This window comes from Candidatus Solirubrobacter pratensis, from assembly GCF_000425945.1.
GTDB classification, from domain to species: Bacteria; Actinomycetota; Thermoleophilia; order Solirubrobacterales; family Solirubrobacteraceae; genus Solirubrobacter; species Solirubrobacter pratensis.
The window spans coordinates 421,534-447,342 of sequence record NZ_AUEK01000008.1; the positions used below are offsets into that span (position 1 = coordinate 421,534).

General features: G+C 72.7%; 22 protein-coding genes and 2 tRNA genes. 6 read left to right on the forward strand and 18 right to left on the reverse strand.

Annotation, left to right across the window (positions count from 1 at the left end; translation table 11 throughout):
• Window positions 1-16: 16 nt before the first annotated feature.
• Genes H958_RS0112560 through H958_RS0112570 form a run of 3 tightly spaced genes read right to left on the reverse strand, consistent with a single transcriptional unit; the run spans window position 17 to window position 3,342 of the window.
• Window positions 17-937 (reverse strand): prephenate dehydrogenase/arogenate dehydrogenase family protein, encoded by a 921-nt coding sequence (locus tag H958_RS0112560; protein ID WP_028058926.1) that lies wholly within the window; start codon window positions 935-937, stop codon window positions 17-19.
• A complete protein-coding gene (gene pabB / locus H958_RS0112565; protein WP_028058927.1) occupies window positions 934-3,012 on the reverse strand; it encodes an aminodeoxychorismate synthase component I in 2,079 nt (692 codons plus the stop codon). Before pabB ends, H958_RS0112560 begins: the two co-directional genes overlap by 4 nt.
• Before the next feature lie 6 nt (window positions 3,013-3,018).
• Window positions 3,019-3,342, reverse strand: a complete 324-nt coding sequence (locus H958_RS0112570; RefSeq protein WP_028058928.1) for a chorismate mutase family protein — start codon at window positions 3,340-3,342, stop codon at window positions 3,019-3,021.
• Window positions 3,343-3,656: 314 nt separating this feature from the next.
• Here H958_RS0112570 and H958_RS36855 point away from each other — a divergent pair, with 314 nt between their 5' ends.
• Window positions 3,657-4,610 (forward strand): alpha/beta fold hydrolase, encoded by a 954-nt coding sequence (locus H958_RS36855; RefSeq protein WP_081685819.1) that lies wholly within the window; start codon window positions 3,657-3,659, stop codon window positions 4,608-4,610.
• A 29-nt stretch (window positions 4,611-4,639) separates the two neighbouring features.
• Here the strand turns inward: H958_RS36855 and H958_RS36860 are convergent, their stop codons facing one another.
• Together H958_RS36860 and H958_RS43295 are read right to left on the reverse strand one after the other, a co-directional pair.
• Window positions 4,640-5,530 carry an ABC transporter permease gene (locus H958_RS36860; protein WP_051324169.1) on the reverse strand — a complete coding sequence of 297 codons (891 nt, stop codon included), beginning with the start codon at window positions 5,528-5,530 and terminating at the stop codon, window positions 4,640-4,642.
• Between the two features lie 71 nt (window positions 5,531-5,601).
• On the reverse strand, window positions 5,602-6,768 hold the full coding sequence (locus H958_RS43295; RefSeq protein ID WP_051324170.1) for an amidohydrolase family protein: 1,167 nt from the start codon (window positions 6,766-6,768) through the stop codon (window positions 5,602-5,604).
• Window positions 6,769-6,817: 49 nt separating this feature from the next.
• On the opposite strand from H958_RS43295, the gene H958_RS47505 reads away from it, so the two are divergent.
• Window positions 6,818-7,138: a DUF6812 domain-containing protein gene (locus H958_RS47505; protein ID WP_028058929.1), complete on the forward strand. Its 321-nt coding sequence runs from the start codon at window positions 6,818-6,820 to the stop codon at window positions 7,136-7,138.
• Here H958_RS47505 and H958_RS0112595 read toward each other — a convergent pair.
• The 3 genes from H958_RS0112595 to H958_RS0112605 all read right to left on the reverse strand — a co-directional run bounded on the left by H958_RS0112595 (window position 7,135) and on the right by H958_RS0112605 (window position 10,199).
• Window positions 7,135-7,356, reverse strand: a complete 222-nt coding sequence (locus H958_RS0112595) for a hypothetical protein (protein WP_028058930.1) — start codon at window positions 7,354-7,356, stop codon at window positions 7,135-7,137. The two genes, H958_RS47505 and H958_RS0112595, sit on opposite strands and share 4 nt — an antisense overlap.
• Before the next feature lie 105 nt (window positions 7,357-7,461).
• Window positions 7,462-8,427, reverse strand: coding sequence for a 2-oxoacid:ferredoxin oxidoreductase subunit beta (locus tag H958_RS0112600; RefSeq protein WP_028058931.1), 966 nt, complete (start codon window positions 8,425-8,427; stop codon window positions 7,462-7,464).
• Complete coding sequence (locus tag H958_RS0112605; RefSeq protein ID WP_051324206.1) at window positions 8,409-10,199, reverse strand: 2-oxoacid:acceptor oxidoreductase subunit alpha; 1,791 nt, start codon at window positions 10,197-10,199, stop codon at window positions 8,409-8,411. Before H958_RS0112605 ends, H958_RS0112600 begins: the two co-directional genes overlap by 19 nt.
• Before the next feature lie 168 nt (window positions 10,200-10,367).
• On the opposite strand from H958_RS0112605, the gene H958_RS36870 reads away from it, so the two are divergent.
• On the forward strand, window positions 10,368-11,684 hold the full coding sequence (locus tag H958_RS36870; protein WP_051324171.1) for an amidase: 1,317 nt from the start codon (window positions 10,368-10,370) through the stop codon (window positions 11,682-11,684).
• 11 nt (window positions 11,685-11,695) lie between these two features.
• On the opposite strand, the gene H958_RS0112615 is transcribed toward H958_RS36870, so the two are convergent.
• Window positions 11,696-11,785: transfer RNA gene (locus H958_RS0112615), tRNA-Ser, on the reverse strand.
• 27 nt (window positions 11,786-11,812) lie between these two features.
• Window positions 11,813-13,015 (reverse strand): aminopeptidase, encoded by a 1,203-nt coding sequence (locus H958_RS0112620; RefSeq protein ID WP_028058933.1) that lies wholly within the window; start codon window positions 13,013-13,015, stop codon window positions 11,813-11,815.
• Window positions 13,016-13,055: 40 nt separating this feature from the next.
• Here H958_RS0112620 and H958_RS36875 point away from each other — a divergent pair, with 40 nt between their 5' ends.
• Window positions 13,056-13,517 carry a universal stress protein gene (locus H958_RS36875; RefSeq protein WP_051324172.1) on the forward strand — a complete coding sequence of 154 codons (462 nt, stop codon included), beginning with the start codon at window positions 13,056-13,058 and terminating at the stop codon, window positions 13,515-13,517.
• Window positions 13,518-13,564: 47 nt separating this feature from the next.
• Here H958_RS36875 and H958_RS36880 read toward each other — a convergent pair whose 3' ends face one another.
• The 4 genes from H958_RS36880 to tadA all read right to left on the reverse strand — a co-directional run bounded on the left by H958_RS36880 (window position 13,565) and on the right by tadA (window position 16,901).
• Window positions 13,565-14,308 carry a DUF899 domain-containing protein gene (locus H958_RS36880; protein WP_051324173.1) on the reverse strand — a complete coding sequence of 248 codons (744 nt, stop codon included), beginning with the start codon at window positions 14,306-14,308 and terminating at the stop codon, window positions 13,565-13,567.
• A 188-nt stretch (window positions 14,309-14,496) separates the two neighbouring features.
• On the reverse strand, window positions 14,497-15,897 hold the full coding sequence (locus H958_RS36885; RefSeq protein WP_156027952.1) for an MFS transporter: 1,401 nt from the start codon (window positions 15,895-15,897) through the stop codon (window positions 14,497-14,499).
• 299 nt (window positions 15,898-16,196) lie between these two features.
• Window positions 16,197-16,283: transfer RNA gene (locus tag H958_RS0112640), tRNA-Ser, on the reverse strand.
• A gap of 27 nt (window positions 16,284-16,310) precedes the next feature.
• The gene (tadA, locus tag H958_RS0112645) at window positions 16,311-16,901 is read right to left on the reverse strand and encodes a tRNA adenosine(34) deaminase TadA (RefSeq protein WP_231379238.1); all 591 of its coding nucleotides are present in this window, start codon (window positions 16,899-16,901) and stop codon (window positions 16,311-16,313) included.
• A gap of 185 nt (window positions 16,902-17,086) precedes the next feature.
• Between tadA and H958_RS36890 the strand changes: the two genes are divergently transcribed.
• Entirely contained in the window at window positions 17,087-18,430 is a 1,344-nt protein-coding gene (locus H958_RS36890) for a S8 family serine peptidase (RefSeq protein WP_051324175.1), read from the forward strand.
• Here the strand turns inward: H958_RS36890 and H958_RS0112655 are convergent.
• The 3 genes from H958_RS0112655 to pdxR all read right to left on the reverse strand — a co-directional run bounded on the left by H958_RS0112655 (window position 18,423) and on the right by pdxR (window position 20,994).
• Window positions 18,423-18,866: a universal stress protein gene (locus H958_RS0112655; RefSeq protein WP_028058935.1), complete on the reverse strand. Its 444-nt coding sequence runs from the start codon at window positions 18,864-18,866 to the stop codon at window positions 18,423-18,425. The two genes, H958_RS36890 and H958_RS0112655, sit on opposite strands and share 8 nt — an antisense overlap.
• Before the next feature lie 171 nt (window positions 18,867-19,037).
• Window positions 19,038-19,475 carry a hypothetical protein gene (locus H958_RS0112665; RefSeq protein WP_028058936.1) on the reverse strand — a complete coding sequence of 146 codons (438 nt, stop codon included), beginning with the start codon at window positions 19,473-19,475 and terminating at the stop codon, window positions 19,038-19,040.
• Between the two features lie 136 nt (window positions 19,476-19,611).
• Window positions 19,612-20,994, reverse strand: a complete 1,383-nt coding sequence (gene pdxR, locus H958_RS0112670; RefSeq protein ID WP_028058937.1) for a MocR-like pyridoxine biosynthesis transcription factor PdxR — start codon at window positions 20,992-20,994, stop codon at window positions 19,612-19,614.
• 47 nt (window positions 20,995-21,041) lie between these two features.
• On the opposite strand from pdxR, the gene H958_RS36895 reads away from it, so the two are divergent.
• The gene (locus H958_RS36895) at window positions 21,042-21,986 is read left to right on the forward strand and encodes an EamA family transporter (protein ID WP_081685823.1); all 945 of its coding nucleotides are present in this window, start codon (window positions 21,042-21,044) and stop codon (window positions 21,984-21,986) included.
• On the opposite strand, the gene H958_RS0112680 is transcribed toward H958_RS36895, so the two are convergent.
• Window positions 21,955-25,797 (reverse strand): OmpL47-type beta-barrel domain-containing protein, encoded by a 3,843-nt coding sequence (locus H958_RS0112680; RefSeq protein ID WP_028058938.1) that lies wholly within the window; start codon window positions 25,795-25,797, stop codon window positions 21,955-21,957. The two genes, H958_RS36895 and H958_RS0112680, sit on opposite strands and share 32 nt — an antisense overlap.
• Between the last annotated feature and the right edge of the window lie 12 nt (window positions 25,798-25,809).

Below are 25,809 nucleotides of genomic sequence, written 5' to 3' on the forward strand. Positions count from 1 at the left end.
CTGGTCACCTTCGTCGCTAGGCGCTTCTGAAGAGTTCGATGGTGCTCCGCGGGCGAGCAGCGGCGAACAGCTCCTCGCACATGCGGGTGTACGCGCCGCAGTCGGCCCCGAGGCGCCGGTGCGCACGCTCGAGGACTGCGGCGAAGTCGGCTCCGCATCCCTCGGCGGCGGCGCCGGAGAGGGTGGCGAGCCCCCCGGCGAGCGCCGCGCGGGCGCGGCGGGCGTGCGGGTTGGCGGCCTGCACGTCCCAGTAGGTCTCCGGCTGCCCGGAGGCGATGCGGGCGAGCAGGGCCAGCAGCGTGAGATGCGGCGGCGTCGCCAGCGCGCGGGTGTCGTCGGCACCGACGCCGAGCTCGTCCATGGCGAGGCCGAACGCGAGCACCGTCGCGTGCGTGAGCGCCTGCGTCACGGCGACGATGCGGTCGTGCTCGTCGGCGCCGAGCTCCGCGACGAGGGCGCCGCGATCGGCGACGGCCCTCAGCAGCGCCCGCGCCCGCGAGCCGTCGCGCACCACGACCGCGGCGACCGGCCGGCCGTCGAAGCCGAGCGCCGGCGCGAACATGGGGTTGAGGCTGAGCGCCTCGAGGTTCGCCGCGTGATCGGCGAGCGCCGCGACGATGCCGGTCTTGACCGACAGCATGTCCGCGAGCAGCGCGCCGGGCGGGAGCTGCGGCGCGACGGCGGGCACCGCCGCCAGCGCGACCCGCTCGGGCACCGCGAGCACGACGATGTCCGCGCGACGCAGCTCGGCGATGACCCGCGCGTCCAGGGCGCGCAGGTCGCCGCCGACGTACGGGATGCCGGCCGGCGGCTCGGCCACGTCCACCACGAGGACGTCGGCGCCCGCGCCGCGGAGGAGGTCGACCATCAGGCCGCCCACCGCGCCCGCTCCGCCGGCCACGATGCCGCGCATGCCCTGGAGCGGGCCGCCGCTCACGCCGCCTCCCGCAACGCGGGGCGCTCGGCCGTGGCGAGCAGCGCGCTCACCATCGCCCGCGACTTGACGACGGTCTCCTCGAACTCTTCTTCGGCGTCCGAGAGCGCGACGATGGCGCCGCCGACGCCGAAGCTCACGTCGTCCTTCGTCGCGGTGAGGGTCCGGATCACGATGCTCAGGTCCGCGGCGCCGCCGAGGGCGAACCAGCCGAGCGCGCCGGAGTAGAACCCGCGCGGGCCCTCCTCCAGCCGGTCGATGATCTGCATCGTCCGGATCTTCGGCGCGCCCGTCATCGAGCCGCCGGGGAAGGTCGCCCGCACGCAGTCGACGGCCGAGACCTCCGGGCGCAGAGTCCCGCGGATCGTCGACACGAGCTGGTGCACCGGCGCGTAGGTCTCGACGTCGAAGAGCTTCGGGACGTGCACCGTGCCGATCTCGCAGACCCGGTTGAGGTCGTTGCGGATCAGGTCGACGATCATCAGGTTCTCGGCCTGGTCCTTCGTGTTGGAGGCGAGGTCGTCGTGCAGCGCGGCGTCATCGGCGGGCGTGGCGCCGCGCGGGCGCGTGCCCTTGATCGGCTTGGATTCCACGACGCGGTCGCGGCCGACGGTCAGGAACCGCTCCGGCGATGCGCTGAGGATCGCGACGTCCCCGAGCTCGAGCAGCGCCCCGTAGGGGACCGGGCTCTTGCGCCGCAGCCACGAGAACGTCCGCGGCGGGTCGATCGAGACCGGCGCCGTGACGGCGTTGGTGAGGCAGACCTCGTAGGTCTCGCCGTCGTTGATCTCGTCCAGGCAGGCATCGATCCGGTCGACGTAGGCGTCCCGGTCGTGGCGCGGATGCACCATGCCGCGGACGGTCGGATGCGTCATGCCGACCAGCGCCCCTGAGATCGCCGGCGCGGCCGCGATCCGGGCCGGGAGCTCCCGCAGCCGGCGGCTCGCGTCGTCCAGCCAGGCGCGGGTGCCGGCGTCGTCGCGGCCGTCGCTGAGCGCGAGCAGGTACGACGTCCCTTCGACGTGGTCGATTGCGAGCATCCGGTCGGCGAAGATCAGCGCCGCGTCGGGCGTGCCGGCGCGGTGGGCGGCCTGGCCGCCGGTCTCGGCCTTCAGCTCATAGCCGAGGCAGCCGACGTAGCCGAGGTTGAAGTCGAACGGCAACTCGGCCGGGGCCGGCGTGGCGCGCCGGCGCAGCTGATCGTCGAGGTAGTCGAAGAACGGCCGGCGGATGCGCTCGTGCCTCCCCGCCCGCTGCACGTCCACGACGCCCTCTGCGACGTCGAACGTCACGAACTCGGCGAGCGGACCAGAGCCGTCGCCCATGAACGAGAAGCGCGAGAGCCCCGGGATCACCGCGCTGCTGTCGAGCCAGAAGCGGTGCGCGTCGCCGGAGAACAGCTCGCCGAACGCCGCCTCGGCGTCGGGCAGGACCGGGACGCGGCGCACGTGCACGCGGTACGGGTGCCGGTCCTCCGCGGGCTTCGGGCCCGCCACGGCGCGGCCGCGGGCGAGCGCGAGATCGCGGAAGTTCGCGAGCAGCTCGCGGCCGTACTCGGTGCGGATCGACTCCGGATGGAACTGCACACCCCACAGCGGCCGCTCGCGGTGGCGGACGCCCATCACGATGCCGTCCTCGGTCCAGGCGACGACCTCGAGCTCATCCGGCACCTCGGTGGCGGCGAGCGAGTGGTAGCGGACCGCCAGCAGCGGCGACGGCAGCCCTTCGAACACGTCGACTCCCGTGTGGTGCACCGGCGTGACGCGCCCGTGCATCGGCGTGGGCGCGTGGCCGACGACGCCGCCGAGCAGATGGCAGATGCCCTGGTGGCCGAGGCAGACGCCGAGCACCGGCAGCCCCGTCTCGCGCACCGCGCGGGCGCTGATCCCGAAGTCCCCCGGCCGCTCAGGCCGGCCGGGCCCCGGAGAGATGACGATGGCGTCGAACCGGTCGAGCTCGATCTCCGACCAGTCGGCGTCGTTGCGGACGACGACGGGCGGGCGGCCGTTCACCTCGCCGAGCAGCTGGTAGAGGTTGTAGGTGAAGGAGTCGTAGTTGTCGATGAGCAGCGTGCGCATGCGAGATCACCCGTCCTCGCCGGCCATGACGAGGTCCTCGACCCGGCAGGTCTCGTCGATGATCAGGTCATAGAGGCGGTGCAGGAAGTCCGCGTCGATGTCGTTCTCGGCGGCGAACGCCGCGGCACGCTCCTGGACGATCGCGATGCGGTGCGGCTGCATCATCGGGACGCTGTGCCGGCGTTTGACGCCGGCGATGCGCACGCAGCAGCGAATGCGGTCGCGCACGGTGTCGAGGAGGACCTGGTCGAGCGCGTCGAGCTGCGCCCGCAGGCGCTCAAGGTCCTCGGCGGCCGCATCCGGGCCGGTCGAGTGCGGGTGAACGGGCATCCCGGTCCTTCTCAGTTGGCTTGCTTGACGTCCCGGCGGCGCCGACGACGCCGTCACGGACAGGCAAGGTCGTCGAAGGGGGCCGAGGCCGGGCAGGTCTGACGTTCGGGGAATGCTGCGTCCTGGGCGAACCGGGGTGATCTGTCCCGCGGCACGGTTGCGGCTGGCCGACCCGCCACTCGCGCCGGCGCGGCGGCGGAGTGTCCCTGGAGGACAGCGGCGGCTGGCACGACGGGCAGTCGCGCCGCCACCTCGACCGCGACCACACTCTCGGACCCCTGCGAGAACGAGAGGGAGACGTTCGAGTGCCCCAGATGACCAGAGGCGACAGCGGCCGTTGCTTACGACGGAAGAGCGAGCCCTTCCAGACCTACTTCGACGTGCCGGTCGCCGGCGGTGCGCTGACGGTGGCTCGCGCCGGCCAGCCGCCCGACACCGCTCAGGCGGTCGTGCTCGCGCTGCACGGGATGACCGGGACCCACATGATCTACCGGACCGTGGCGCGCGAGCTCTGCGACGACGAGCGCGGCATCTGCGTGCTCGCGCCCGACCTGCGCGGCCGCGGCCGCAGCGCCCACCTGCCCGAGCCCCACGGCATGGCGGCCCACGTCGCCGACCTGGTCGCGGTGCTCGACCACGTGGGCGTCGAGACCGCCGTCCTCGTCGGCCACTCGATGGGCTGCAACGTGGTGGCGCGGTTCGCGGCCGACCATCCCGCGCGCACGGCGGCCGTGATCCTGCTCGACAGCGGCGTGCCGATCCTGCCCGAGAAGGTCGCTTCAGAAGGAACGCCTGGCCTGTTCGACCGGTTCGAGGCGACGTTCCCCAGCGGCAGGGAGTACCTCGCGTACTGGCGCGGCCACCCGGGGCTCAAGGACGCCTGGGACGAGGACGTCGACGAGTTCGTCCACCACGACTTCGTCGAGGACGAGAACGGCGCGCACTGCCTCACAAACGTGGACGTCGTGCTCGCCGACGTCGCGGATCTGACCTACGACGGCGTGACGTGGAGAGCGGTCACGCGGGTGTCGGCGCCGGTCCGGCTGATGCGGGCCGAGCGCGGGATGTATGACGACGACCCGCTCATCCCGCTGAGCGAGCTCGACGACTTCCTGCGCGAGCATCCGCACGTCTCGGTCGAGCTGGTCCCGGACGTCAACCACTTCACGCTGGTCATCGGCGGCGGCCACGGCCCCCGTCGGGTCGCGGCGACGATGGCCGAGCTGGCGGTCGGGGAGATGCCCGAGTCGGTGGCGCCCAAGCGATAGCGGCGAGCCGCGCTGCGCGACGTTCCCGCTCAGGCGTCGCGCACGCGCGGATCGAGCAGCGCCAGCGTGACGTCCGCGAGCGCGTTGGCGAGCACGACGAAGACCGCGCCCACGATCACGATCCCCTGCAGGACCGGGAAGTTGCCGTTGTCGATCGCGCCCGGGATCAGCCGGTAGACGCCCGGGATCCCGAACACCGCCTCGATCAGCACGACGTTGCCGACCAGCAGCGGGATCGACGCGCCGGCGAGCGACAGCGTCGGCGCGACCGCGGCGGGAAGCGTGTGGCGCACGGTCACCTGCGCCGGCGTCAGCCCCTTCGCGGTGGCCGTGCGGACGAAGTCGGCGCTCGCCGCCTCCGGCAGCGTCGCGCGCGTCATGCGCAGGTACATCGCGGCGAGCGGCCCCGCCGCGATCAGCCACGGGATCGCGAGCGAGTTCAGCCACGCGAGCGGGTCGTGCGTGAGCGGCCGGTAGCTGTTGGGTGAGACGAACGGCAGCGGGACCGGCGCGCCGACCGACTTGCCGAAGACGAGGATGGCGATCATGCCCACGACGTAGACCGGCGCGCACAGCAGCACGGCGGCGGTGCCCTGCAGCGCCTTCGAGAGCAGCGTCCCCGGCCGCTGCGCGCAGACGGCGCCGCCGGCGACCCCGGCGCCCACGCCGATCACCAGCGCGCCGGCGATCAGCGAGAGGTCGGCCGGCACCGACTCGCGGAGCATGTCGGTCACCGGCCGGAACGGGCGCCCGCGCGAGACGCCGAGGTCGAAGTGCAGGAACGCCCGGTTGAGGTAGTCGAGCAGGTCGCCCGCGTGGAATCCGTTGAGCGTGACGTATGTGACCGCGGTGACGGCGACCGATACCACCACGACCCCGATCGCGCGACGCAGCAGGAATAGACCGAACGACCCCGGCATCGGTTGCATCGTGAGGCTAGCCACCAATGAGAGGTCCCCACGACCGCGGCGGCGAAGGCTCGGCCGGGCGCTCAGGCGTCGGCGCCCTCGCGCGTCGGATGCGGCGCGCCCGGACGAGCGGGCAGCGGCACGTCGGCCGTGCGCGCGATCGTCAGCGCCCCGACCACGAAGCGGCCGGCGACCGGGATCGGGCGCCCGGGCGGCGGCGGCGCGAGGTGCTCGCGGAAGAGGTCGAGTTGCTCGAGCACGGCGGCGCAGACGTCCGCGTGCGGGCCGTCATCGCCGACCGCACACGCGAGCCGCGCGAGCGCGACCGGCTCGTCGGGATCGCCGCCGCCGAACATCCGGCCGATCGCCGACGTCAGATGCGCGACGACCCGCTCCAGCAGCGGATCCTGCGGAGCCGCCGGAGGCCCCGGAGGCGGGCCGATCCAGACCGGGTCCTCGCCGTTCACGAGCCGCTCGGTCTGGGCGCCGGCGATCGACCGCAGCGCATCGTCCGGCACGCCCGCCTGCAGCGCGCAGCGCGCGTGCATCACGAACGAGCTGAGCGGGAGCCCGTACGGGGAGTCGCTCGCCCACAGGATCTGCGACGGCGCCACGAGCGCGAACAGCGCGATCAGGTCGGCCGGGTTCCACCACGCCGTGTCGATGAAGACGTTCGGGTGCTCAGGCAGCACCTTCCACAGCCATGCGAGGTCGGAGATCGCCGCGTGCGCGAGGATCAGCCGCGCGTCCGGGAACTCGCCCGAGAGCTCGACCGTGTCGCGCCCGAGCGCCGGGATGCCGCGGCCCGCGTGGATGAGGATCGGCACCTTGCGCTCATGCGCGAGCGCGACCACGTCGCGGACCAGCGGCTCCGACAGCGCGAAGCGCTCCGCGCGCGGGTGGAACTTCAGGCCCCGCGCGCCGGCGTCCAGGCAGCGGCGCGCCTCCTCGACGGCACCCGGGAGCTTCGGGTCGATGCGCGCGAAGGCGACGAGCCGGCCGTCCGACGCCTCCGCGGCCGCCAGCGCGGCGTCGTTGGCGGGCGGGTAGCCGTCCGGCTCATGCATGGGGAAGACGACGGCGCGCGCGCCGGCCTTCTCCATCACGCTCATCAGCTCCGCGGGCGACTGCTTGAAGCCATCCGGATCGTTGGAGCCGATGTGCGTGTGCGTGTCGAAGAGGGCGAGCGGTCCGTGCCCGGCGCTCAGCAGATCCCAGAACGGGCGATTGACGGCGTCGATGTCCAGCATGGGGCGCGGAACCCTACAGACGCGGCGGGCGAACGCCGATACTGGCGGTATGCATTTTCGCCGGGAGCGCGTCCGGGTCGAGACGGCGCGCCATGAGATCGTGGGCACGCTGCAGCTGCCCAACGAGGGCTTCCGCTCTCGCACCACGGACTTCCTCAACGCCAACGGGGACGACTTCCTCGCGCTGACCGACGCCGACGTCACCTGGCTCGACGGTGCGCGCGCGCCCGAGCGGCACGACTTCATCGCCGTCGCCGCCCGTCACGTGGTGATGGTCGTCGAGCTCGAGACCCTCGGCGTGTTCGACGAGGCGGGAGAGCCGCCGGCCGTCGAGGCCTTCGGCGCCTCCGCCCCGCCCCCCGGGTCCTAGACCGCCGCGCCCATCCGCGCCACGGCCTCCTCGACCAGCTCCGGGCGCGTCCCGATGTTCAGCCGCGCGAGGCCGGCGCCCTGGGCGCCGAAGTCCAGCCCGCGGCTGAGCGCGACGCGGCCGCGCTCGAGGAACGCGGCGGCCGGGTCCTCGCCGAGCAGCGCGCGGTTGCCGTCGAGCGTCTGCAGGACGTCGCGCGGCTCGCCGGCCGCGGTCACGATGCGCGGCCTTGACCGGCTCCGCGAGCGGGAAGTCCATCTCCGCCACCCACGCCGGCAGGACGTCGGGCGGGTAGACCGCCCACTTCGCGCTGCTGCGCGCCTCTAGCCCGCCACGGTCCACGTGTCGCCGGCGCCGAGCAGCGCGTCGAGGTCCTGCTCGGCGAGCGCGCGGGCCGGCGGAAGGTCGCGGCTCCAGACGGGTCGCTTCACGGCGCGGAAGATGCCGATCGGCGTGGGCCCGTCGGGCGTGAGCGAGAGGCGACTGAGCGCGAACGCGAAGCTGGGATCCTCGCGATGCGCGTCGTGGACGACGGGCTCACCCTCGTCCCCGATCCGCAGGCTGCCGTCGGGCGCGCGGACGACGCCGCGGATCGGCTCGCCGTGCACGAGCTCGATCCGGTTCTCCGCCCCGCGCTTCTTGTCGCGCAGCGCGTCGAACGCGCCGTCGTTGAACACGGGGCAGTTCTGGTAGATCTCGACGAGCGCCGCGCCCTCGTGCTCGGCAGCCGCCCGCAGCATCGCCGGCAGGTGCTGCTTGTCGGTGTCGATCGTGCGCGCGACGAGGCTCGCCTCGGCGCCCAGCGCGAGGCTGACCGGGTTGAACGGCGCGTCGATCGAGCCGAACGGGGTCGACTTCGTCACCTTGCCGAGCTCGGAGGTCGGCGACGCCTGGCCCTTGGTGAGCCCGTAGATCTGGTTGTTGAAGAGCAGGATCTTGACCGGCACGTTGCGGCGCAGCGCGTGGATCAGGTGGTTGCCGCCGATCGACAGCGCGTCGCCGTCGCCGGTCACGATCCAGATGGAGAGGTCCTCGCGAGCGGCGGCCAGGCCGGTCGCGAGCGCCGGGCCGCGGCCGTGGATGCCGTGCATCCCGTAGGTGTCCATGTAGTACGCGAAGCGGCCGGCGCAGCCGATGCCGGAGACGAACACGATGCGCTCGGGCGGGATGCCGAGCTCGGGGAAGAACGACTGCACGGCCGCGAGCACCGCGTAGTCGCCGCAGCCCGGGCACCAGCGCGTCTCCTGATCGGACTGGAAGTCCGCCTTCGTCAGCTGAGTCGCTGCCATATCTCCCGCTCCATCTCCGACGGCAGCAGCGGCTGCCCCTGGACCTTCGCGTACGTCTCGACGTCGACCAGGTAGCGCGCACGCAGCTCGTGCGCGAGCTGGCCCGAGTTCATCTCCGGCACGAGCACGCGGTCGTAGGAGCGCAGCAGCTCCCCGAGGTTGGCCGGGAACGGATGCAGGTGGCGCAGATGCGCCGTCGCGACCCGTCCCCCGCGCTCGCGCACACGCCGCGCGCCGGCGCGGATGGTCCCGTAGCTCGAGCCCCAGCCGAGGACGAGCAGATCGGCGTCCGCGTCGTCGGCGACCTCGACGTCCGGCACCTCGACGCCCGCGACCTTGGCGGCGCGCAGGTCGGTCATGCGCTGGTGGTTGGCGCCGTCATAGGAGATCGAGCCGGCGCCGTCGAGCTTCTCCAGCCCGCCGATCCGGTGCTGCAGTCCCGGCGTGCCGGGAATCGCCCACGGGCGCGCGAGGTTGTCGTCGCGCGTGTATGGAAGGAACGGGGCGTCGTGCGGACACGTGGTGCGGAAGCGCGGGTCGATCGGCGGGAGGTCGCGCGCCTTCGGGATCCGCCAGGGCTCGCTCGAGTTGGCGAGGAAGAGGTCGCTCAGGAGGATCACCGGCGTGCGGTACGTCACGGCGATCCTGACCGCCTCGTACACCGCGTCGAAGCACTGCCCGGGGCTCTGGGCGGCGACGACCGGCAGCGGCGACTCGCCGTGGCGCCCGTGCAGCGCCTGCAGCAGGTCCGACTGCTCTGTCTTGGTCGGCATCCCGGTCGAGGGGCCCGCGCGCTGGACGTCGATGATCAGCATCGGCAGCTCGAGCGTGACGGCAAGGCCGATCGTCTCGGTCTTCAGATCGAGGCCCGGGCCGCTCGTGCAGCTGACGCCGAGCGACCCGCCGAACGCGGCGCCGAGCGCGATCGACGCGGCCGCGATCTCGTCCTCGGCCTGCACCGTGCGCACGCCGTCCTTTCCGTGGCGGCTCAGGCTGTGCAGGAGGTCGGACGCGGGCGTGATCGGATACGCGCCGAACACGAGCGGGAGGCCGCTCTTGGCGCTCGCCGCGATCAGCCCGAGCGCGGTCGCCTCCGTGCCGTTGACGTTGCGGTAGGTCCCGGGCGCGACGTCGATGTTCGGGCTGACCTTGACCTGGACGTCGATCAGCTCGGAGGTCTCGCCGAAGCTCCAGCCGGCGCGGAACGCGGCGAGATTGGCCTCGGCCACGTGGCCCTCCCCGAACTTCGCGCGCACCCAGCGCTCGGTGACCTCGGTCGGGCGGTCGTAGAGCCAGCTGAGGACGCCGAGCGCGAACAGGTTCTTCGCCTTCTGCGCGTCGCGGCTCGTGACCTCGTCGAGGTGCTCGACGGCGCGCTGGGTGAGCGAGCTCATCGGGATGCGCTTGACGGTGTAGGGCTCGAGCGTGCCGTCCTCGAGCGGATTGGCCTCGTACCCCGCCTTCTGGATCGCGCGCACGCTGAACGCGTCCTCGTTGACGACGATCGTCGCGCCGCGGCGCATCAGCCCGAGGTTGGCCTTCAGCGCCGCGGGGTTCATCGCGACCAGGACGTCGGGCGCGTCGCCGGGCGTGAGGATGTCGCGGCTCGCGAAGTGGATCTGGAACGCGGACACGCCGGCGACGGTGCCGGCGGGGGCGCGGATCTCGGCCGGGAAGTCGGGCAGCGTGGCGAGGTCGTTGCCGAGCACCGCGGTCGCGTCGGTGAAGCGGCTGCCGGCAAGCTGCATGCCGTCGCCGGAGTCTCCGGCCATCCGCACGACGACTCGTTCGCGCGTCTCGCTGCCCTTCACATGCCGCACTCTATGCCCACCCGTCGTTGAGATCCCTCCACACTTCGGGGCTACCCCTACATACAAGCGCGGCAAGCGGACGTCAGTCCGAATATGTGCCGCGCGGCGAGCCGCGTAGACTCGCGGCGGGTGTCGTCGCTCGCCGATCTCTCCGCCGTCGAGATGCGCGCACGCTTCCTCGCGCGCGAGTTGAGCCCCGTGGAGGTGCTCGACGCCACCGAGGCGCGGATCGCCGAGCGCGAGCCCGAGCTGAACGCGTTCATCACGCTCACGCTCGACGCCGCCCGCGATCAGGCGCGCGCCGCGGAGCGCGCGTACCGCGACGGCACCGCCGAGGCACTCGCCGGGATCCCCGTCGCGGTCAAGGACCTGTTCGACACGGCCGGCGTGCGCACCACCTACGGCAGCGTCATCTTCGACGATCACGTCCCCGATCAGGACGCGGACGCCGTGCGCATCCTCAAGCAAGCCGGCGCGATGATCGTCGGCAAGACGCTGACGCACGAGTTCGCGTGGGGGATCACGAGCGCGAACCCGCACTTCGGGCCCTGCCGCAACCCCCACGACACCGAGCGCGTGCCCGGCGGGTCGTCAGGCGGCTCGGCCGCGGCGCTCGCGGCCGGGATGTGCGCGCTCGCGCTCGGCTCCGACACCGGCGGCTCGATCCGCATCCCGGCCGCGTTCTGCGGCGTCTCGGGCCTCAAGCCGACCTACGGCCGCATCTCCATGCGGGGCGTGTTCCCGCTCGCGCCCTCGCTCGACCACGCGGGTCCGATGGCGCGCACGCCCGCCGACGTGCGCCTGCTCTACGACGCCCTCACGCAGCAGCGCGCCGAGGTGCAGCCCGCGACCCGGATCGCGCTCTGCCCCGACCTGCACCTGCACGCGCCCGACCCCGGGATCCAGCGCGCGTTCGACGCCGCCGTCGCCGCGCTCGACGCCGACCTCGTGGAGCTCAACTTCCCGGGCGCCGAGCGCATCCACCCCGCGTTCCAGAGGATCCAGGCCGCCGAGGCCCGGCACTCCCATCGCAGCCTCTTCCCCGCCCACGCGGACCGCTACGGCGCGGATGTGAAGATGCGGCTCGAGCGGGCGCGCGACGTGAGCCTCGACGACTACGTCACCGCCACGGCCGCCCGCGCCGCCGTCCACTCCACGTTCGCGGCCCTCTTCGAGCACGCCGACATGCTGCTCACGCCGATCGCCGCGACCGCGCCCGCGCCGATCGCCCAGCAGCCACCCGACTTCCGCGAGCGCGTGCTGACCTACACCGTCCCGCAGGACATGGCGGGCCTTCCCGCGGTCGCAGTCCCTGCGGGCGTCGACGACGACGGCCTGCCGGTCGGCGTCCAGCTCACCGGCCCGGCGGGAGGCGAGCACCGCGTGCTCGCCGCCGCCGAAGCGCTGTACGCCGCGCTCACGGCGGCGTCGCCGTCGGCTCGCTGACGGCCCTCAAGCGGAGAGGGAGGGATTCGAACCCTCGGACGAAGTCAACCCCCGTCACACGATTTCCAGTCGTGCCCGTTCAACCGCTCCGGCACCTCTCCTGGAACGCGCGAAAGGCTAGCGCGAAGTCAGAGCTGCCACGCGCCCTCGACCAGCACGGGTACCTGTTCGCCCGCGCTCGTGACGCCCGTCACGGTCAGGTCCGGGCGCCCGATCATGAAGTCGATGTGGATGTCGGACTCGTTCATCCGCCCCGCGACCTCCTCGTCCGGGGCCAGGAACGGGAACGCCCGGCCGAGCGCGAGGTGCGAGGCGGCGTTCTCGTCGATCAGCGTGTCATAGAAGACGGTGTCGAGCGCGCCGATGCGGCCCTCGCGGTCCACGAGCGCGACCTCGCCGAGCCGCGCCGCGCCCTCGTCGCGCTTGATGATCGTGCGCATGGTCTCCTGCGCCGTGCTCGAATCGAGCTGGACGGCGCGTCCGTTCTCGAAGCGCACCGCGAGGTCGCGTACGACGGTCCCGTCGACCAGCACGAGCGGCTTGGACGAGGTGACGTGACCGTCCACGCGCGCGGGGTCCGGCGACGTGAAGACCTCCTCGGTCGGGAGGTTCGGCATGTGCGTGATGCCGTCGGCGGTCTCGAAGCGCGCGGCCATCCAGGTCGCGCCGGGGAGCAGGCCGACCGTCAGGTCGGTGCCCGGGCCGGTGTAGTGCAGCGCGTCGAACCCGCGCTCGGTGAGCTTGGCGGCGACGTCGATGAGCGTGTCCGCGCGCCGCTTCCACACGGCGACCGGGTCCTCCTCGTCGAGCCGCAGCACGTGCATCAGCTGCTGCTCGAGCTTGGCCAGCGCCTCCTCGTCCTCGAGGTCCGGATGCACGAGCTTGGCCCACGGGACCGTCGGGCACGGCAGGATCGTCCAGTTGAGCTCGCGCCGGCTCACGACCTCGCCGGACTCGCGCACCGCGGGCAGGCGGTCGCGGCCGGAGCGCACGGGGTCGAGGTCGTCGAGCAGGCCGGGCGCGACGGGCCCCGAGAGCGTGATCGCGGCGCCGCGTTCGCGCCCGAGCGCGAGCAGCCGCTCGCCGTACCACTCGGGCACGAACTCGAGCGTGTCGTCGGGGGCGTGCTCGATCCGCGCGCGCTTGACCCACGGGTCGAACCACGAGACGTCGACGAACTTCGCCCCGCGCTTGTAGGCCTCCTCGGCGATCGCACGGACCAGGTACTCCTTCCCGGGCGCGCCGGAGAGCGAGACGATCTGGCCGGGTTGCACATTGGCGCCGAACTCGACGGCCAGCTTCGCAAGACGGGCGAGCGTAACGTCATCCATGGGTGGGCGAGCGTAGTACACGCGTGCGAGGATCCCCGCGGTGCCCCGCTATCGCCATGTCCTCGTCGCGTTCGACGGCTCGCCCGATGCGGAGCTCGCGCTCGAGCACGCCGTCGCGCTCGCGCAGTCGGTGCGTGCCCGGCTGGCGCTCGTGGCCGTGGTCGCTCCGCCGCCGTCGTTCGCCTGGCAGGCGCCCGGCGGCGTGCGCGCCGCACATGACGCGCAGCAGCAGGACCTGGACCAGCGGCTGCGAGCGGCGGCGGACGGCGTCCCGGCCGACCTCTCGCTGACGACGCGGCTGCTCGACGGCGATCCCGCGCGCGAGATCCTCCGGGCAGCGCGCGAAGGCGACCACGACCTGATCGTGATGGGCTCGCGCGGGCGCGGGCGGGTCACCGCCGCGCTGCTCGGATCGGTGTCCAACCACGTCATGCACGACGCGCGAGTGCCGGTGATGATCGTCCACCGTCCGCACGACGACGAACCGGACCTCGCCGCATGAGGCTCGCGGTGCTGGACGTGTAGGCCCGGTTCATCGAGCGCGGGCGATCACTCCCCGGCCGAGCGGCGCGCGTGCTCGTCGATCAACGGGAGCGCCTCGTCGACCTGCTGCTCCCACCTGCCGGCTTCGGACCCGTACTCGTCGTGCAGCCGCCACCACTTGTACGGCGGGTTCTGGGGGTAGCCCTCGGGCGAGTCCTCCCACTCCTCCTGGCGTCCGAGCGCCGTGAGGTCGAGGTGGCTCCACGTGCTGCCCAGCGCCTCGTCGCCGCGGTTGTTGACGAAGTAGGTCCGGAACACCCGGTCGCCGTCGCGCAGGAACACGTTGGTGCCGTGCCACTCGTCCACGCCGAAGTCGGCGTCGAAGTCGTCGGTGATCGTGTACCAGGGGATGTCCCAGCCCATCCGTCGCTTCAAGCGCTCGATGTCCGGCTGCGGCGCGCGCGACGCGTACGCGAACGTGGTGTCGCGGGAGTTCAGGTGCGCGAGGTGAGCGACCTGGTCGGCCATCATCGAGCAGCCGGTGCAGCCGCTCTCCGGCCAGCCGCCCACGCCGGGCTCGAAGAAGAAGCGGTAGACGATCAGCTGACGGCGCCCCTCGAACAGGTCGAGCAGCGTCACCGGCCCCTTCGGGCCCTCGAAGGCGTACTCCTTCTCCACGGCCATCCGCGGCATCCGGCGGCGCTCGGCGGCGAGCGCATCGTGCGCGCGGGTCAGCTCCTTCTCCTTCACGAGCAGGTGCCGGCGGGCGGCCTCCCACTCCTGCGGCGAGACGATCGGCGGGACGTTCATGGCGATGCTTGCTCCTTGAGGTAGCCGTCGACGAACGAGTGACTCGGCGCGGCGATCGGGGCGATCCTGACCGATGTGTCACTCACGGGTTACACTCTAGGCGTAACTCGCGGGTTACGCAACCCCGTCCGTCGCAGCGACCGCACCTCGCCACCCCGCCGGAGAGCTCGGCACGTCCGCAGATTGCGTTACGTGTGCGAAACCGCCGTGGGGGGCGCGTCGGACCGGCCGCGCTCTCGCGGCGTGCCGGGTTGTCCGGATGTCGCGGGGATTCGCATCGCGATCACGATGCCCGCGAGCGAGACCACGGCGAGGACGATCATCGCCGCGACGTAGGTGCCGTTCCCGGATGCGAGGTCCGAGACGAGGATCGTGCCGGCGATCGCGGTGCCGAACGACGAGCCGAGGTTCGAGACGCTGCGCGAGAGCCCGGAGATATCGCCCTGCAGCGCCTCGGGGAAGCTCGACTGCACGACGTTGACCGACGGCGTCAGCATCACCCCGGTCCCGAGTCCGATCAGCAGCAGGCCAGGCCCGAACGCGATCACGCGAGAGGACGCACCGACGAGGGCGAGCAGCACGCCGATCCCCGCCGCGGTGACGATGAAGCCGGTCATGATCAGCGTTCTCTGGGCGTGCCGCTTGGCGAGCCGCTCGGCGGCGAGCGACGAGACGAGCACACCGACCGTCGCGGCCGTGAAGATCACACCGGTTTCGATCGCGTTGTAGCCGCGCACCTCCTGCAGGAACACGGCGACGACGAATGAGACGCCCATCAGCAGCAGCCACTGAAGGTTCTGGGTCACGAGCGCGAGGTTCGAGGTGCGGTTGCGGAACAGGCGCAGCGTGAGCAGCGGCTCCTTCCCGGCACGCTCGCGGCCGCGGGTGTAGAGGAAAAACCAGACCAGGAACGCGACACCGGCGGCAATCAGCGCGACCATCAGCACGAGATCCGTGTCGGCCTGCAAGATCCCGAACACGACGAAGAACATCCCGACGGCTGACAGAACCGCGCCGAGCACGTCGAACGTGCGCGTCGGATCCGCCGGCAGCGGGTCGCGGACATGGCGGCTGAGGACGATGATCGCGACGATCACCATCGCCTGGAAGATGAAGGCCGCGCGCCAGCTGATCGCACTCGTGATCACGCCTCCGATCAGCGGCCCGGCCGCCGCGCCGATGCCGCCCATCCCGCTGATCAGGCCGAACGCTCTCGCGCGCGACGTGAGGTCGGCGAACGCGAGCGTCGTGAGGATGTAGACCGGCGGGATCAGCAGCGCCGTACCGACGCCCTCGAAGATCGAATTGCCGAGGATCAGGATCCCGAGCCCGGGCGCGGCCGCGCTCAGCAGCGCACCGACGCCATAGAGCGCGAGACCGACGATGAAGCAACGCTTGCGGCCGAAGCGGTCGGTCAGCTTGCTGCACGGGATCATCAGGATCGCCATGACCAGCAGGAACAGCGTGATCGCCAGCTGCACGCCGGTGACGGTCGTGTCGAGATCGCGACTGATGTCGCTGATCATGACGTTCATGTTCGAGCCCGCGAAGCTGCAGATGAACTGCGCGAGCGCCAGCGGCGCGAGCATGCGACGCGACTCCCGAGCCGATCTCCCACTCATGGCGACAGCCTCCCGCGCCCGGGCATGACCGCGCGTCATCCCCAACGGGTGATGCGCACACCGCTTGGCCCTACTCCGCTGTTCGGCCGCCTTGTGCTCCTGGTCGACGTCCCCCGGGATCAGACCCCTTCGGGGGAAAGCCCGGGGAAAGAGAACCCTGAAATCGCCGCTTCAGGCTGGCCTGAGTCCACCCGCCGCCCGCAGCTACGCACGGTTGCCGAAACCCCGCGATCCCGCCGTCTAGGCGGGATACGCAGGGTCTGAGGCGGAGGGGGAGGGATTCGAACCCTCGGTACGGTTGCCCGCACAACGGTTTTCGAGACCGCCCGATTCAACCACTCTCGCACCCCTCCGGATGCGGGTTGTGAGGGTAGCGATCCTCAGCGGCGGGCGGCGAAGAAATCCTTCAGGAGCGCCGCGCACTCGGGCTGCAGCACGCCGGCGGTGACGCTCGGGCGGTGGTTCAGGCGCGGCTCCGCGAGGATGTCGAGGACCGAGCCGGCGGCGCCCGCCTTCGGGTCCGTCGTGCCGTAGACGACGCGCGGGACGCGCGCAAGCACGATCGCCCCCGCGCACATGGCGCAGGGCTCGAGCGTGACGTAGAGCGTCGTGCCGAGCAGGCGCCAGTGCCCGATCGCCTCGGCGGCGGCGCGCAGCGCGATCATCTCCGCGTGCGCGCTGGGGTCCTGCCGCAGCTCGCGCTCGTTGTGGCCGCGCGCGATCACCTCGCCGGACGCGTCGACGACGATCGCTCCGACGGGCACGTCGTCGTGGGCGATCGCGAGCTCCGCCTCCCGGATCGCCAGGCGCATGAGGGCCTCGTCGGCGATCGCCGCCTCCGGCGGCGTCTCTGCGCGGACCGGCGATTCGGCGCCAGGCGTCTCGGCGCGCGTCGGCGTCTTCGCGCCCGCCGGCACCGCGCCGTCCGCCGGCATCCCAGCCGCCGGCGGCAGCTCGGCACCCGCCGGCATCCCCGCGCGGCGCGGCGTCTCGGCGCCCGGCGGGCTCCCGTCCGCCGGCGGCGGATTGTCACTGTCTCGGCGCGGTTTCGTCACAGTTTCGGCACACGTTGGGGTTGTCGCGGAACTCTGGGCAGTCGATCATGTTCTAGACCGCGACGGGCTCCCCCGCTCCGGCCCGTCAGCTCCCCACGCCCATGCCTCGCGCCCTCCTGCCGCCCATTCTGCTGCTCGCGCTCGCTTGCGCGCTGCCCGCCGCCGCGTCCGCCGACGACGGTCTCGCCGGGCCCCCCGATGCCCGCTACCGCCCGAGCGAGGTCGTGGTCCGCTACGCCGCCACCGGGGCGCACGCGTCCCGTGTGGGCGTGGACGGCACGCGCACGCGCGTGGTCAAGGTCGCCGCCGGCAAGAGCCTGGCGAGCGCGATGCGGGCGCTCCGCAGGCGGCCGGGCGTGCTGAGCGCGACGCCGAACATGGTTGCCCATGCCTCCGGCTACATCCCGCCCGATCCCGGCAACGCCAACGCGCCGACCGGCTGGCAGCAGCTGCAGTGGAACTTCCTGCCGGGCACCGGCGTCAACGCGCCGGATGCGTGGCAGCACCTGCTCGCGGCCGGGCATCCCGGCGGCCGCGGCGTGACGGTCGCGGTGCTGGACACCGGCGTCGCGTATGCGGATCACAAGCGCTTCAAGCGCTCGCCCGACTTCCCGAACGGCCGCTTCGTGAAGGGCTACGACTTCGTCGATCGCGACGCGTTCCCCAACGACGAGAACGGCCACGGGACGCACGTCGCGGGGACGATCGCCGAGGGCACCGGCAACAACGTCGGCGTCACCGGCCTCGCCTACGGCGTGAAGCTGATGCCGGTGCGCGTGCTGGACCGCGACGGCGAGGGCGACTCGGCGTCGATCTCGTCGGGCATTCGCTGGGCGGCCGATCACGGCGCGAAGATCATCAACCTCTCGTTCGAGTTCGGCTCGGGCGTGACGCGCCAGCAGATCCCGGACATCCTGAGCGCGCTGCGCCACGCGCGCGCCAAGGGCACGCTGGTCGTGGGCGCGTCGGGCAACGCGGCCGCGCAGGCCGTCGCCTATCCGGCGCGCTCGAGCGACGTGCTGTCGGTCGGGGCGACGACCCAGCACGGCTGCCAGGCCGACTACTCCAACGAGGGGCAGGACCTCGACGTGGTGGCGCCCGGCGGCGGTCCGGACGCGCCGCTCGAGGGCGACCCGTCGTGCCATCCGAACGATCCCGTGGGCGGCGACATCTACCAGATGACCTTCGCCAACGACGGGAGCGTGCGGCGCTTCGGCCTCCCGAGCGGCTACATCGGCACTTCGATGGCCGCGCCCCACGCCGCCGCGACGGCGGCGCTGGTCGTCGCGTCGGGCATCCTCGGCCCCAACCCGTCGCCGGCGGCGATCGAGCGGCGGCTCGAGACCACGGCGCACGACCTCGGCGCGCCGGGACAGGACGCACGCTACGGCTGGGGGCTGATCGACGCCGCCGCGGCGACGGACCCGGCGATCCCCGTCAGGTAGTCCGCACGATCAGCACCGAGCACGGCGCGTGGTGCGAGACCTTGTTCGGCACGGAGCCGAGCAGGAACCGGCGCGCGCCGGTCATTCCCTTGTTGCCGACCACGATCAGATCGGCGTCGCGCTCCTCGGCCACGTCGAGGATCGCGTCGGCGGGGTCGCCCTCGCGCGCGAACGTCTCGACGTCCAGGCCCGCCTCGCGCACCTCGTCGGCGGCGTCGCTGAGCGTCGCGTCGACGTCCTCGCGCGGGTTGATCATCCACTGCAGATCCTCGGGCGCCTGGCGCGCCTCCTCGCGCAGCCGCGCCTGCGGGACGGGCTCGTAGGCGGACACCAGGAATACCGCCGCACCGACCGACTTGGCGAGGTCGATCGCATCCTGGACCGCCTTGCGCGCCGTGTCGGAACCGTCAGTGCCCACCACGATCGACCGGAACATGCCGCGATCATAAACAGGCACCGCGGCGCTGCTCGCCGGTTCCTCAGAGCTTCACGATGGCGATGATCGCGCTGATGATGACCAGCACGACGATCGCGACCTGCATCCAGATCCAGAAGGGGTTCAAGGCCCTCAGAGCCTAGACACGCGCCCCGCGCCACGCGGAGACCTTCAGACATGCGCCTCCGCGCGGCCGCTCGCGGTGACCGTGGTGACCGGCAGCCCGAGGCCCGCGGCCTTGCTCGGCAGGTCGAGCTTGAGCCAGCGCGACACGCGCGACGGCAGCGTCGAGATGATGATCTCGTCGAAGCCGTGGACGTTGATCGCGTCCTGGATTGCGGCGAGTGGCTCCGGATCGCCGACGATGCCCTCGACGTGGCTCCCGGCCGCCCGCTCGAGCAGCGGGACGGCGAGCTCGAGCGTCTGCTCCGCCTCGCTGGTCGACTGGTCTTCCGGATCCACCAGCCGGTGGAGGCCATGCGGCGTGTTCGGCACCAGCAGGGTGAACTGGGCGCGACCTCGCGCGGCCCGCTCCTTGACCGCGTCGATCAGCGCCGGCGTGGCAGCCGTGCGGTTGGCGACGACCAGGACTCTTGCAGCGGATTCCATTGACCGCTCCCTTCGGTGGGCTTGTATTGATTGTCGCAAGCCGAGCCAGACCGTCAACAGGAAGAGGTCCGCGTGCGATCTCCGCAGGGCACGATCAGGCCCGGCAGGCGGCGATCCGCACCGCCGCCCGCGCTGCTCACCTCGCGATCGCGGCGCGCAGGCGCCTCGCCGCCTCCGCCAGGGCGGCCTCGGGCAGCCGCGAGTAGCCGAGGATCAGCGCCGGCCCGCCCGTGCCGGGCATACCGTGCGGCCCGAGCGGCTCGACCGCGACGCCGTTCGCCGCCGCGGCGGCGACGACGTCCGCCTCGGCCCTGCCGTCCGGGAGGCCGACCAGAACGTGCAGTCCAGCGGGGGAGCCCGCCGCGGGCAGCTCCGGCAGCTCGCGCAGCAGCGCTTCGCGCCGGCGGCGGTAGAGCGGGCGCGTCTGGCGCAGGTGGCGATCGAGCTCGCCGCGAGCGAGGAAGGCGGCGAGCGTGAGTTGCTCGAGCACCGGCGTCCCGAGGTCGGACAGGCGCTTCTCCGCCGCCACCTCGGCCGCCATGTGCGAGGGCAGCACCGCCCAGCCGAGACGCAGGCCGGGCGCGAGTGTCTTGGACACCGAATGCGCGTGGACGACGTGCTCGGGCGCGAGCCCCTGGACGGCGCCGACCGGCTGCCGGTCGTAGCGGTACTCGGCGTCGTAGTCGTCCTCGATCACCAGCGCGCCGGTCCGCCGCGCCCACGCGGCGAGCGCGGCACGCCGCGCGGCGGAGAGCACGACGCCGGTCGGGAACTGATGCGCGGGCGTGACGAGCACGGCGTCCACGTCCGCGGCCGCGAGCGCGGCGACGTCGATGCCGTCCTCGTCGACGCCGATCGCGACGAGCTGCATCCCGTGGTGCGTCAGCAGCGCGCGCGTCGCGTGGTGCGACGGGGTCTCGACGGCCAGCCGGACCGCCCCGCGGGCGCGCAGCACGCGGGCGACGAGGGCAAGGACCTCGGCGACGCCACCGCACACCACGATCCGCGACGGGTCCGCGTCGACGCCGCGCACCCGGCCGAGGTACTCCGCGAGCGCGGTCCGCAGCGCCGGGTGCCCGGCGGGATCGGGGTAGCCGAGGTCCGCGTCGAGCGCCTCCGCCAGTGCCCGCCGCTGGGCCGCCGCCCACGCGCGACGCGGGAACAGCGCGAGGTCCGGCGTGCCCGGGCGCAGGTCGTAGCGGGGCGCGGCCTCGCGAGCGCCCGGCACCGGTTGCGGGCGCCGCTCGGCCACCGCGGCGACCACCGGAGCCGAGCCTCGCCGTACCGCCAGGTAGCCCTCGGCGACCAACTGTCCATACGCCTCCACCACGACGCCACGTGAGACGCCGAGCTCGGCGGCGAGCGCCCGCGACGAAGGCAGGCGCATCCCGGCCGGGAGTCGCCCTGACCCGACCGCCTCCCGCACCTGCGCCTCCAGCTGCGCCCGGAGCGGCACCGCCCCGTCGCGCGCGAGGGCGAGCAGCAGCTCCGGCGCCGAAGTGGTCCTGTTCACGGGCATCGAGGTGGTCCTGGTGATCGGACCACCGGGAGCCTATCGTCGCCGCCATGTCCACCGCGACCGGCGAATCCGGAGACCGCACGGCGGCGCGCGGAGACGCGCGTACTGCGGTCCGGGCCGGGCTTGCGGCGTGCGGGGCGATGGCGGCGGTCGGGTCCTCGTTCGCGGTCCTCGACGGGATCCGCGACTACCCGGCGGCGGGCGGCCAGGCGCTGCGGTACACGCTCGGCGCGCTGATCCTCGCGGCGATCGCTCGCGGGCGGATCGGGCGCCCGCGGCGGACGGAGCTCGTGCGGCTCACGCTCCTCGCGGCGACCGGGCTGGCCGCGTTCAATCTGCTGGTACTCGCCGCCGAGGCCTCGATGGACCCTGGCAGCGTCGGCGTCGTGGTCGCGACGGTACCGGTCCTCCTCGCGCTCGCCGGCCCGCTTCAGGCCGGGCGACGCCCGCAGCCGCGGGTGATCGCGGCCGGCGCGATGGTCGCGGCGGGCGCCGCCGCGGTGCAGGGCCTCGGCGGAGACGTGACGGTCGCGGGGCTTGCCGCCGCGCTCGGCGCGCTCGCCTGCGAGGCCGCCTTCTCTCTGCTCGCGGCGCCGCTGCTCTCGACGCTCGGCCCCGTGTCGGTCTCCACGTGGGCGGTCGGGCTGGCCGTGCCGATGCTGGCGGTCCTCGCGCTGCTGACGGGGGGCCCCGCCGATGCGTTCCCCGCGCCCACGCTGAGCGAGGTCGCCGCGCTGGCGTGGCTCGCCGCCGTCGTCACCGCGCTCGCCTTCGTACTCTGGTACTCCGCCGTGCGCGCCCTCGGCGTCGAGCGCGCGGGACTGTTCGCCGGCGTCCTCCCCGTCGCCGCGCTGCTCTGCGCCGCCGCGCTCGGAGACTCGGAGCTGACGGCCGGCCGCGTTGCTGGCGTCCTGGCCGTCGCCGCCGGGATCGCCGCCGGCCTCAGCGTCGGGCGGCGATCTAGAGCTTCGTCGTCCCCGTCGCGTACGTGATCCAGCGTCCGCCGGACTTGCGCTTGACGGTCAGCGTGACCGTCACGTCCACCGCGCCGCCGGCCTTCACGACGATCTGCGGCGAGTAGCGCGACCTGCTGGAGACCTTCTTGTTGACGGTCTTGGACTTGCGATCCGCGGTCACCTTCAGGGTGACCCGGAAGCTGCCCCTGCCGAGCGCCAGCGGCCGCAGCGTGGCGGTCGTGGACTCCGGCAGCGCGGAGATCTCGAGCTGGCCGAGCGCGCGTGCCGCGACCGTGCCCTTGCCGCGCCGCAGCACCGCGCGGCTCGCCGTGCGCGGCGTCGGCGCCGGCTTGCCCTTCGTCTTTGCCGGCCCTGTCGGCGGCGCCTTGCGCTCCGCCAGCACGACCGCCGGCGACGTGGCCGCGTTGCCCGCGCGATCGGTCGCTCTGACGGTGATCGTGCCCTTCGCGACCGCGAACGTCGCGCCGTTGCCGACGCCCGTCGCGGCGGAGCCGTCGACCGACCACGTCAGCCCGGCCAGTCCCGAGAGCGTGTCGCCGCCCGTCGCCGTGCACACGTACGCCGTGCCCGTGTCCGGCGCACACGAGACGCCCGCCGACGGCGGCGTGAGATCGACCTTGACCTGCGCAAGCGCCAGCTTCTCGTTGCCCGCGCCGTCGACCGCCCGGAACGTGAGCGGGTAGGAGCCCTCGGTGTCGACGGTGTAGCTGCCGCCCGACACCGCGGTCGCCGGCGCGTCGCCGCGCGCCCCCGTCAGCACCGACAGCCCCGAGGCGCCGCCATCGGCCGTGACCGAGCACACGGCCGGGCTCGAGCGCCACTCCGTCGTGCCGCAGCTCGCCGTCAGCGCCGGGGCGACCTTGTCGATCCCGACCGGGTCGTCGCGCCAGTCGGACCAGTTCCCCGCGGCGTCGCGAATCCGCGTCGACAGCGTGTGCGAGCCGGACGCCGCGATCGAGACCGCGGTGGTCGTCTGCGACGCCCCGCCGTCGAGCTTCCACTCGACGCCGGCCACGCCGGAGGTCGCGTCGGATCCCGTCACGACCGTCGTGAAGTTCGTGTTCTGCCAGCCGCTCGCGGGCACCGCGGTCGTATTCGAAGGCTTCGTGCGATCGACCTTCACCGCCTCCCCGCGCCAGCCCGACACGTTGCCGGCCTTGTCGACCGCCTGCGTCTCCAGCAGCTGCACGCCGTCGGCGTCGACGACCGCGGGAGAGCCCGTGTGCGTCGCGCCGCCGCCGATCCGCCACTCGACGTGGTCGACGCCCGACAGCGAGTCGGTGCCGCTCAGCGCGAGCGAGAGGCCCGAGGCGGTCTGCCACGCCGTCGGCGCCGCGGCGCTCGTGTTGACCGGGTTGACGGTGTCGACCTTCAGCGACGAGAGCGTCCAGCCCGACGCCTGCCCGGCGACGTCGAGCGCGCGATGGCGGATCGTGTGGTCGCCGTCGCTCGGCAGCGTGACGCTGCCGCCACTCACCACGTACTGCGAGGCGCCGCCGTCGACCTGGTACTCGATCTTGTCGATGCCCGAGCCGGGCGGCGGGTCGGTGCCCGCGAGCACGATGTTGCGCGTGTTCGTCCACGCGGGAGCGGGCGTGATCGCGGACGTGTCGACCGGCACGACCGTGTCGATGCCGACGGTCTGCTCGCGCCAAAGGGAGACGTTGCCGAGCAGGTCGTACGCGCGCGTCTCGATCGTGTGCGGCCCGTCGCCCGTGATCGTGACGGTCGAGCCGACGGCGGCGCGCTGGATGTTGACGCCGCCGATGCGGTACTCCATGTAGTCCACGCCGACGCCCGCGCCGTCGTCGGCGTTGAGGGTCAGCACGACGTCGCGCGTCCGCCACCCGACGCCGACGGTCGTGGTCGTGTCGGTCGGCGCGGTGATGTCACCGGAGAGGCTGAGGTCGACGGTGACGGTCATCGACTTCCAGCCGCTCGTGTTGCCCGCATTGTCGACCGCCTGCGTCTCGAGCGTGTGCGGCCCCGCGCCGGAGATGCGCACCGTCGAGCCCGCCGCGACGCTGTGCTCGTCGCCGCCGTCGAGCATGTATTTGATGACGCTGATGCCGGAGTGCGCGTCGGACCCGCTCAGCGTGATCGGATAGTTGTTCGCGACCGCCCCGCTCGGGCCGCTCGTCGTGTCCGACGGCGCGACGTCGTCGATGTTGATCGTCTCGTCGCGATAGCCGGACATGTTGCCCGCGACGTCGGTGGCCCATGTGCGCAGCATGTGCGTGCCGGCGCCGCTGACCACCGCGGTCTGGATGCCCGAAGGGCCCGTCGTCGGCGGCCCGCCGTCGACGGTGTAGGTCATCTCCGACATGCCGGAGACGCTGTCGGCGCCGCTCAGGACGACGGAGTACTGGGTCCGGCGCCAGGCGGAGCTCGCCGCCGGCGTGGTGTTGACGGGCGCCGACCCGTCGATCCGGATCGTGTTCGTCCTGTAGCCGGAGACGTGGCCCGCGTTGTCGTAGATGCGCGTCACGAGCGTGTGGTTGCCGTCGCCGGAGACGAGCACGTTGGCCGGGTTGCCGGTCGAGCTCTGGGTTCCGGCGTTGTCGAGCTTCCACTCGACCTTCTGCACGCCGGAGTGCGCGTCGTAGCCGGTCACCGGCACGGTCTGCGCCGACGTGAACCAGCCGCTCGAGGTCGACGTCTGGTCGGTCGGGACCACGGTGTCGATCCGCACGTAGCGCGTGTTCCAGCCGGACGCCTCGGCGCCGCCGTCGACGACCTGCGTCTCGAGCGTGTGCACGCCGTCGCCGGAGACCGGCACGTGGCTGTCGTTCGGGCCCGTGCCGGGAACGCCGTCGAGCTTCCAGTTGACGTGATCGATGCCCGAGCCCTGCGGGTCGATCCCCGACACGGTGATGTCGACGGGCGAGCTGCCCTGCCACAGCGTGGGCACCGCGGTCGTGTCCTGCGGGCCGGTCGTGTCGACCATCACGGTGTGCGTGACCCAGCCCGTGGCGTTGCCGGCGACGTCGACGACCCTGGTCTCGAGAGCGTGGGTGCCGTCAGGGATCACGACGGCCGCGCCGTTGGCGCCGCTGCTGCCGCCGACCGGCGCGCCGTCGACCTTCCACTCGACGTGCCCGACCCCGGACAGCGCATCCGTGCCGGTGACGTTGATCGTCGTCGGCGTGTACTGCCAGGTGGAGGGCACGACGGTCGTGTCGACCGGCGCGACGCTGTCGATCTGCACCGTGTCGCTGCGCAGCGTGGAGCGGTTGCCCGCGAGGTCCTCGACGAGCGTGTCGAGCGTGTGCGTGCCGTCGCCGGTGACGTTGAAGCTCGTGCCCGACGGGACCGACTGCACGCCGGCGCCGTCGAGGTCGTACTCGACGTGATCGATCGAGGAGACGCTGTCGGCGCCGGCGATCGTGACGTTCACCGGCGTGCGCGACCATCCGCTCGGCACGATCGAGTTGTTGACCGGGACCGTCTTGTCGATCTGGACCGTGTCGTCGACCCAGTCCGACCAGATGCCGTTGGAGTCCTGCACGCGGTGGCTGAGGACGTGGATGCCGCTGACGTTGAAGGTGGGGACCGTCGGTCCGGGCTGCGACGCGCCGCAGTCGATCATCCACTCCGAGGCGACGACGTTCGTGCCGGTGATCGTCACGCTGACGTCGAAGCGCTGCCATCCCCCCGGGACGCTCGTCGTGTCGGTCGCGGTCGTGAGCCCGCCCGCCGGCGCGCCGGCGCAGGCGGTCGGCGCGGCGAACAGCGATGCGTCGGCGAGCGCCCGTCCTGGAACGACCAGGAACAGGAGCGTCAGCAGACACGGCAGGCGAGCGAGTGTGCGGGACCGAGGGTGCACACTCCCTCTATC